At 69.8% G+C, this 6,788-nt stretch carries 7 protein-coding genes; 5 read left to right on the forward strand and 2 right to left on the reverse strand.

Features of this window, described 5'->3' with window-relative positions; all coding sequences use genetic code 11:
* The first annotated feature begins 192 nt into the window (after nucleotides 1-192).
* Together D7V93_RS34430 and D7V93_RS34435 are read left to right on the forward strand one after the other, a co-directional pair.
* Nucleotides 193-1,335: a glycosyltransferase gene (locus D7V93_RS34430; RefSeq protein ID WP_120647407.1), complete on the forward strand. Its 1,143-nt coding sequence runs from the start codon at nucleotides 193-195 to the stop codon at nucleotides 1,333-1,335.
* Nucleotides 1,336-1,352: 17 nt separating this feature from the next.
* The gene (locus tag D7V93_RS34435) at nucleotides 1,353-2,486 is read left to right on the forward strand and encodes a glycosyltransferase family 4 protein (protein WP_158623930.1); all 1,134 of its coding nucleotides are present in this window, start codon (nucleotides 1,353-1,355) and stop codon (nucleotides 2,484-2,486) included.
* A 386-nt stretch (nucleotides 2,487-2,872) separates the two neighbouring features.
* Here the strand turns inward: D7V93_RS34435 and D7V93_RS34440 are convergent, their stop codons facing one another.
* A complete protein-coding gene (locus D7V93_RS34440) occupies nucleotides 2,873-3,631 on the reverse strand; it encodes a hypothetical protein (protein WP_147451499.1) in 759 nt (252 codons plus the stop codon).
* A 772-nt stretch (nucleotides 3,632-4,403) separates the two neighbouring features.
* Between D7V93_RS34440 and D7V93_RS45380 the strand changes: the two genes are divergently transcribed.
* Nucleotides 4,404-4,733 (forward strand): hypothetical protein, encoded by a 330-nt coding sequence (locus D7V93_RS45380; RefSeq protein WP_158623931.1) that lies wholly within the window; start codon nucleotides 4,404-4,406, stop codon nucleotides 4,731-4,733.
* 107 nt (nucleotides 4,734-4,840) lie between these two features.
* Nucleotides 4,841-4,963: a hypothetical protein gene (locus tag D7V93_RS47515; RefSeq protein WP_279636975.1), complete on the forward strand. Its 123-nt coding sequence runs from the start codon at nucleotides 4,841-4,843 to the stop codon at nucleotides 4,961-4,963.
* Nucleotides 4,964-5,016: 53 nt separating this feature from the next.
* On the opposite strand, the gene D7V93_RS34455 is transcribed toward D7V93_RS47515, so the two are convergent.
* Nucleotides 5,017-5,904 (reverse strand): LysR family transcriptional regulator, encoded by an 888-nt coding sequence (locus tag D7V93_RS34455; RefSeq protein ID WP_120647411.1) that lies wholly within the window; start codon nucleotides 5,902-5,904, stop codon nucleotides 5,017-5,019.
* A gap of 138 nt (nucleotides 5,905-6,042) precedes the next feature.
* On the opposite strand from D7V93_RS34455, the gene D7V93_RS34460 reads away from it, so the two are divergent.
* Nucleotides 6,043-6,753 (forward strand): DUF2306 domain-containing protein, encoded by a 711-nt coding sequence (locus tag D7V93_RS34460; protein ID WP_120647412.1) that lies wholly within the window; start codon nucleotides 6,043-6,045, stop codon nucleotides 6,751-6,753.
* The last annotated feature ends 35 nt before the right edge of the window (nucleotides 6,754-6,788 follow it).

Raw genomic sequence — 6,788 nt, forward strand, 5'->3', positions numbered from 1 at the left:
AGCCATGACAGGCTCCAGGAGCGGCGCGGGGCAGGAAGGGGAAGGGCGCGGTGTGCGCCACGGTGCTCCTCCATACGGCGGGCCGCTCGTCCGGGTTACAGGCGGCGGTTTCCACTGGCCGACACCTGCCAGGACACGGAGGCCCCCCTGGGGGTTGTGGGCTCCGGGCGCGTGCCTAGCTTGGCGGCGCGCATGAAGAATGAACTGCACCCGAAGGCGGCGAAGCCCGTCCGCGTGGCACACGTGATGTACGGCCTGGAGATGGGCGGACTGGAACAGCTGGTGGTCCGGCTGTCCGACCACGGCCGCTCTCGTGGCATCGATTCCGTGGTGCTCGCGCTGGGGCCGGACGGCCCGGTGCGCGAACTGCTCCAGCGCGCCAACATCCCCACCGTGTGGCTGGGCGGGCTGGCGGGCATGACGCCCACGGCCATCCGCCGGTTGGCCCAGGAGGTGGACGCCTTCGGCGCCGACGTGGTGCATGGCCATGACGTGGGGCCCTGGCTCAACGCCGTCGCCACGAGGACGCTGCGTCCGCGCACGCCCGTCCTGGGCACCTTCCATCAGACGGTGGAGCCGCATGGCAAGCTGCGCCCCGCGGCCATGGCCGCCGCGGTCTTCACCCAGTCGCTGGTGGCGTGCGGCAGTGAAGTCCGCGCCAGCCTGGAGCGCTGGAGCCCGAAGCTGCTCTCCAACGTGGTCACCATCGAGAACGGCGTGCCGCTCACCGTGTCCACGGGCGCGGAGGCCCGCCGCGACGCGCGCGAGCGCCTGGGGCTGCCGCAGGACGCCACCGTGGTGGGCTACCTGGGCCGCCTGTCCGAGGAGAAGGGCCCGGACCTGCTCGTGGACGCGTTCCTGCGCCACTTCGCGGACGCGCCGGACACGCACCTGGTGATGATTGGCCCCGGCCCGATGGAGGCCTCGCTGCGCGCTCGCGCCGCCGCGTCTCCGCTCGCCGGTCGGGTGCACTTCACGGGGGCGCTGCTGGAGGCCAGCAAGCTCTTGCCTGCCTTTGACGTCTACGTGCAGCCCTCCCGTCGCGAGGGCCGCTCGCTGTCGCTGCTGGAGGCGATGGCGGTGGGGCTCCCCACGGTGTCGCACGCCATCCCCGCCATCCAGGAGGTGCACCGGGATGGCCAGACGGCGCTGCTCGTGCCGTCGGGTGACGTGGACGCGCTCGCGGGCGCGGTGAAGCGGCTGTCCCACGACGCGGACCTGCGTGCGCGCCTGGGCGAGGCCGCGAAGCGCGAGGCGCAGCGCTACTCGCTCTCCACCATGGTGGACACGTACGCACAGCTCTACCGGGGGGCCGCGGCTCGCGCCCAGGCGTGAGCGCGACACGTCTCAGGGTGACACCTTCCACCATCCTCCACGTGCGCAGTACGTGCGGCCTGTATGGCGCCGAGCGGGCGTTGCTGTCGCTGGCCGGAGCGACACCGTCCCCGTGGAGCGCGCAGGTGTGCAGCCTGGTGTCTCCCGGACGCGCGGACGTCCTCTCGGGCGCCGCGCGTGAGCAGGGGCTGGACGCTCTGACGCTGGAGGTGCCCGGCCGCTTCAGCGCGATGGCCGTGGCCACGCTTGCCTCGGAGGTGCGCCGCCGGGGCGTGGGTGTCATTCACGCGCATGACTACAAATCACTCACGCTGGGCGCCGCCGCGAGCGCGCTGGCCGGAGTGCCCCTGGTGGCGACGTACCACGGGGACACCGGTGCCACGCCCGCGTTGATTGCCTATGAGGGATTGGCGCGCGTGCTGGGCAATTGCACGAGCGCGGTGGCGGCGGTGTCCCGGGAGCTGGCCTCGCGCCTGCGCCGGTACGTGCACCGCTCGCCGGTGGTGTACATCCCCAACGCGCTGCCGCTCGCGAAGGCCTGCACGGAAGCAGAGCGCCTCCAGGCCCGCGAGGCGCTGGGGCTTGCGCCCGATGTGTCTGTGATTGCGCTGGTCGGGCGCCTGTCGGTGGAGAAGGGGCCCCAGGTGCTCCTGGAGGCCCTGCGAATCCTGGCGCGGACGTCCGGTGCCACGGTGCCCACGCTGTTGCTCGTGGGAGACGGTCCGCTGCGGGAGTCGCTGGAGGCCCAGGCTCAGGGGCTGCCGGTGCACTTCCTGGGGTTCCGTTCGGACGTGCGGGACGTGTACGCGGCGGCGGACGCGGTGGTGATGCCGTCGCTGCGGGAGGGCATGCCCCTGGTCGCGCTGGAGGCGATGGCGGCGGGACGACCGCTGATCGCTTCGGGCGTGGGCGAGCTGCCGCACGTGCTGGGCACGGGGCGCGGGCTGGTGGTGCCTCAGGGCGACGCGAACACGCTGGCTTCGGCGCTCGCGGGGCTGCTGTCGGCGCCCGGCTGGCGTGAGCGGATGGCGAGTGCCGCCCGCGAGTACGTGGTGGCCCACCATGCGCCGGAGCGGATGGCGCAGCGCTACGTGGAGTCGCTCTACCTGCCAGCCCTGGATGCGCCCGTGTCACACGCGGCGGTCGGGTAGGGGAGGGCGGCCCGCAAACTCCGGCAAGGGAGGCGGAGGGAATCGAACCCGCGGACAAGGCGACAGCAAACCCCAAGCGGGACGCGCTGTTACCGGCCAACGCCTTGAGCTCACAGTGGATCGTTCCTCCGCTCCGTTCCGTCTCGCCCCGTCTCGTCCCGTTCAATTCCCCGCTGGAGGGTCACACGGGGTGCACATGCGGCCCAACAGGGTCAATCTGCTCGGACGCGCGAGCGGCCTGAGTTCCCCGCCGAGGTGGAGCGGGGGAGGGGCAGGTGGAGGAGCGTGGGTGGGCGTACCGGCGCAGGCAGCCGGAGGGGACGGTGCTGTACGAGGTGATGAGCGAGCGGGCCGGCCCGCACAGACACCGGCCCGCGCAGGACGACTCAGTGCAGGCACTCGCCGCAGGAGCCGGACAGCTTGGTATTGGCGACGAAGGAATCGTAGTCCGCCTTCGAGGTGACAGCCGCTGAGCCGAAGTCGGCGTAGACCGCCCAAATGGAGGGGGTGGCCCCGGCTTCCTTGAAGGTTCCGCGATAGTAGTCCACCCCATTGTTCTTCTTGAAGAAGCTCCACCCGGAGCTGCTATTCCAGGGACGGCAGCTCGCATGGGCCGCCATGTAGCTCTCCTGGGGAGCACCTCCACGCCCCTTCCACAGGTAGCACGCATTCGCGGGCGGCTGAGGCTCGAGGGTCCACTCATCGCCAATGCCGGTGCCCCAGCTGGTGACGGCCGGGGGGCTGTCCGGCCGGTGCAGGCTGTCCCCCATCGACGAGCGCAGCACGAGCTTGCCGGCGGTGGTGAATGCAGGCGTCCACACGGTGCCGGTGCCAGTGGCCGCCGTGGCGACGGTGGCGCCCTGGGCCAGGTCGGTACGGTTCAGGTAGTCCCCCTTCGTCGACTTCAGCTTCACCTTGCCGTCCGTGGTGCACTCGGCGGTCCACTTGTTGCCGGCGGCGCCGGTGGCCGCCGCGGTGATGGGAATGGCCGCGTCGGAACGGTTCAGGTAGTCCCCCTTCCACGACTTGAGCTGGATCTCCATACCGCAATAGGGGAAGGGCGCCGGGGCGGCCATGGTGCTGGTGGGGGCCTGGCCGAGCGCATTGGCCAGCAGGACGGTCGCAATGGAAGCGAGCATCATCATCAATTCCTCACATCAAGGGCTGGTATCTGAAAGGGTTTCGACTCAGGGACCCACGACTGCGAGGACTGTCTCGCCGGAGTGCTCCGCAGCTGTCTCACAGCAAACGGCAGGCCACCCCCTTGGAGCCCACGTGTCAGTGGAGAGGCGGGGTGACGGAGAAGGGGCTCGAGGCCTTAGACACGCCCGCTGACATGTCAGCGAAGCCGGATGACGTGTCAGCGCATCAGACCGCTCGTCAGGGGCGCCTGACCGGGGACGGCTCCGCTGACGACTCCCGCTGACGACTCCCGCTCGCGAGTGGACTTCCATGTTGGGGTCCGAACCGGCCGGGCGCTGCCATCTGGGCCACGAGCTTGGAAGCTCCAGTCCACTCGCGCAGTCGCCCGGACGGGGCGGTTCGTGGTTTCTCGAATCAGGCGCTCGGGGCCCGAGCAGCGCCGCAATCTGTCTTCCTCCCTTCCCGAGAGCCCTTCTGGCAGCGTGCTATGCAGCAGCACGCTTGGGCTTGTAGCCAACAGGCTCGTACTGCTCCCCCGTCAGACGTACCCCGAGGAGGCGCCGCGCATCGCCTCGTCCTTCGAGGAGTTCCTGGAGAAGGCCCTGCGCAGTGGCAACCGCGCCTATTGGCTTAGCAGGAGCACAGCGGAGGGTCGAGGCCGGCCGGCGCCATCGCTCACCAGGACGCGCTGCCTGGGCACGAGGTGCAGGGGTTCATGGCGCCACCGGCACGGACATGAATCGGCCACCGTCCCAGGATGCCGACTCCCTCGAATTGGACTTCCGCGTTATTCTCGCAACGCTGCACAACCAGGAGAAACACTTGCGCGTGACAATCATTGCCGGGCTGATGGCTGTAGGACTGCTGGCAGGGTGCGGCGGCATGCCCAATGGAGAGGTGGCTTCTGACGACACCACTTGCATCGCTTCCGCCGCTGAGTGCGTGCAGCAGCATGTGCCGTCGGACGCGGCCATGAAGTCGACCGCTCAGGCTGCTCAGACTGACCCGTTTGAAATGCTGTACAGGTGTGGCAATGGTGAGGACTGCGACGCCCCAAAGGACGTCTGTGTCGTGTTCTGCAGAGACCGCGGCGGCCTCGACTAATCACATTTACGCTGAGGCCACAGTCGTCTTTCTATGAAGGCAGCGGCCCGCCCCAGGGCTCCGGGGCGGGCCGCTGCACGACGTGAAGCCGTTCGAGAATCCAGAGCTTGCCGCCGCCCCGGACGGGCTCCGAGTTCTTCTCGAACGCCATTGGCATCCGCGTGCCCGGGGACGGGTTCATCTACGGGGTGGACACGAAACGGGGCCTGCTCATCCTCCAGGAGGAGTGAGCTGGACCTCAAGGTCGCCAGCAACGGTTGCGCTGGGATGAGCGCTCCGTCACTCACCTCCCGAGTTCGGTCGCGAGCAGGTCGAACACCAGCCGGATTCGCTTGCTGGTGTTCAGCTCGCGGTGGGTCGTCAGCCAGATGGGAAGGGACAGCGGGGCGAGGCTGGGGAGGGCCCGCCGGACCAGCGGCTCGGCGTCTCCGACGCGCTCGGGAGCGACGCCCACGCCGATGCCCTGCTTGACCATCTCCCAGAGCACGAGGTGGTTTCCTGTCAGCACCGGGAAGTTCCGTCGCGTCAGGCTCAAGCCCAGCCCGTTCAGCCCATTGAGCATGGCGTCGGTCCCGCCAATCCCGATGAAGTCGGCGCGGCTCAGTGCCTTCGGCGTACGTGGGTTGCCGATGCGCGCAAGGTAGCGGGTCGCCGCATACAGCCGCATCGGGTCGTCCCTGACCTTGGTGGCGATGAGGTCGGGCTGGGTGGGGCGGAAGTTCCGGAGCGCGATATCCGCCTCCCGCCGGCGCAGATCGACCGCGGTGTTGGTTGCGATGAGCTCAATGTCGATGCCCGGCGCCTCGCGCCGAAGCTTCTCCACGAGGGGCGGCAGCAGGAAGGCCGAGTAGATCTCGTTGGCCGTGATGCGGACCAGCCCGGTGACGCTCTGCGACTGTCCGCCGGCCGCAAGCGAGACACGCCCTGCGGCGTCGCCCATGGCTCGAACGTGGTCGAGCAGCTCGCGCCCGCTCGGCGTCAGCGCGAGGCTCCGCCCCACGCGCTCGAACAGCACCACGCCCAGCTCGTCCTCGAGCGCGCTCACCTGACGCCCGAGTGTCGGCTGCGCCATGCCGAGCGCACGTGCCGCCGCCGTGAGCGAGCCCTCTTCCGCGGTGACCAGAAAGGCCCGCGCCCGATTCCAGTCGAAATTGACCGCCCGCCAGTCCATGCATTTTCGCATATCAGGAGAAGGAACTCAGTCAATTCCGTCGGTGGTCGCGGAGGGCTATTTGTTCGCATGTGACGAGGCGTCGCCGTCGTCACGCGCGTTGCCCATCGTTCCGACACCGACAGGAGAAGAGCCTCCATGACCTCCACCACCAAGGCCGAGCGGCTCGTGCCCGCTGCGCTGGTCGCGCTCTCGCTCGTGCCCATCCTGGCCGGCGCCGCCCGTCTGGCAGAGCTGGCGGGCGGCGCCGAGCTCACGCCGCGCAACGCGCGGTTCTTCGCATCGCCCCTACCGGTGCTGCTGCACGTCCTCAGCGCCAGCGTGTATTGCGCCCTGGGCGCCTTCCAGTTCGCCCCGGACTTTCGCCGCCGGCGGCCCGGCTGGCACCGCGTCGCCGGGCGGCCCCTGGTCGCGTGCGGCCTCGTGGCCGGGCTCTCGGGCTTGTGGATGACGCTGTTCTATCCCCGCGCCGAAGGAGACGGTGAGCTCCTCGACGGCCTGCGGCTCCTGTTCGGCTCGGCGATGGTCCTGTCCCTCGTCCTGGGGCTGGCCGCGATCCTGCGGCGGGACGTCGGCGGCCACCGGGCCTGGATGATTCGAGGCTACGCCATCGGCCTGGGCGCGGGCACGCAGGTGCTGGTCTCCGTGCCCTGGTTCCTCATCGTCGGCACGCCGGGCGAGCTCGCCAGAGCGCTGCTGTTGGGCGCCGGCTGGGTCATCAACCTCGCCGTGGCCGAGCGGGTCATTCGTCGACAAACCGCCTCTCCCGTTCGCGCTACCGAGATGCGCGAGGGGCGGCTCAAGGTACGCGCCAGCGTCGGGAACGCCTCACGCCCGACACAGGTCTAGGCGTGTACCTGCTCCCGCGAGCGGGGGCGGGGGCG

Origin of the sequence: Corallococcus llansteffanensis, assembly GCF_003612055.1 — a bacterium.
GTDB classification, from domain to species: Bacteria; Myxococcota; Myxococcia; order Myxococcales; family Myxococcaceae; genus Corallococcus; species Corallococcus llansteffanensis.

Coding starts and splice junctions, on each gene's coding strand:
- D7V93_RS34460 (WP_120647412.1), top strand. CDS start 6,043: ATGACCTCCACCACCAAGGCCGAGCGGCTCGTGCCCGCTGCGCTGGTC.
- D7V93_RS34455 (WP_120647411.1), bottom strand. CDS start 5,904: ATGGACTGGCGGGCGGTCAATTTCGACTGGAATCGGGCGCGGGCCTTT.
- D7V93_RS34440 (WP_147451499.1), bottom strand. CDS start 3,631: ATGATGATGCTCGCTTCCATTGCGACCGTCCTGCTGGCCAATGCGCTC.
- D7V93_RS34430 (WP_120647407.1), top strand. CDS start 193: ATGAAGAATGAACTGCACCCGAAGGCGGCGAAGCCCGTCCGCGTGGCA.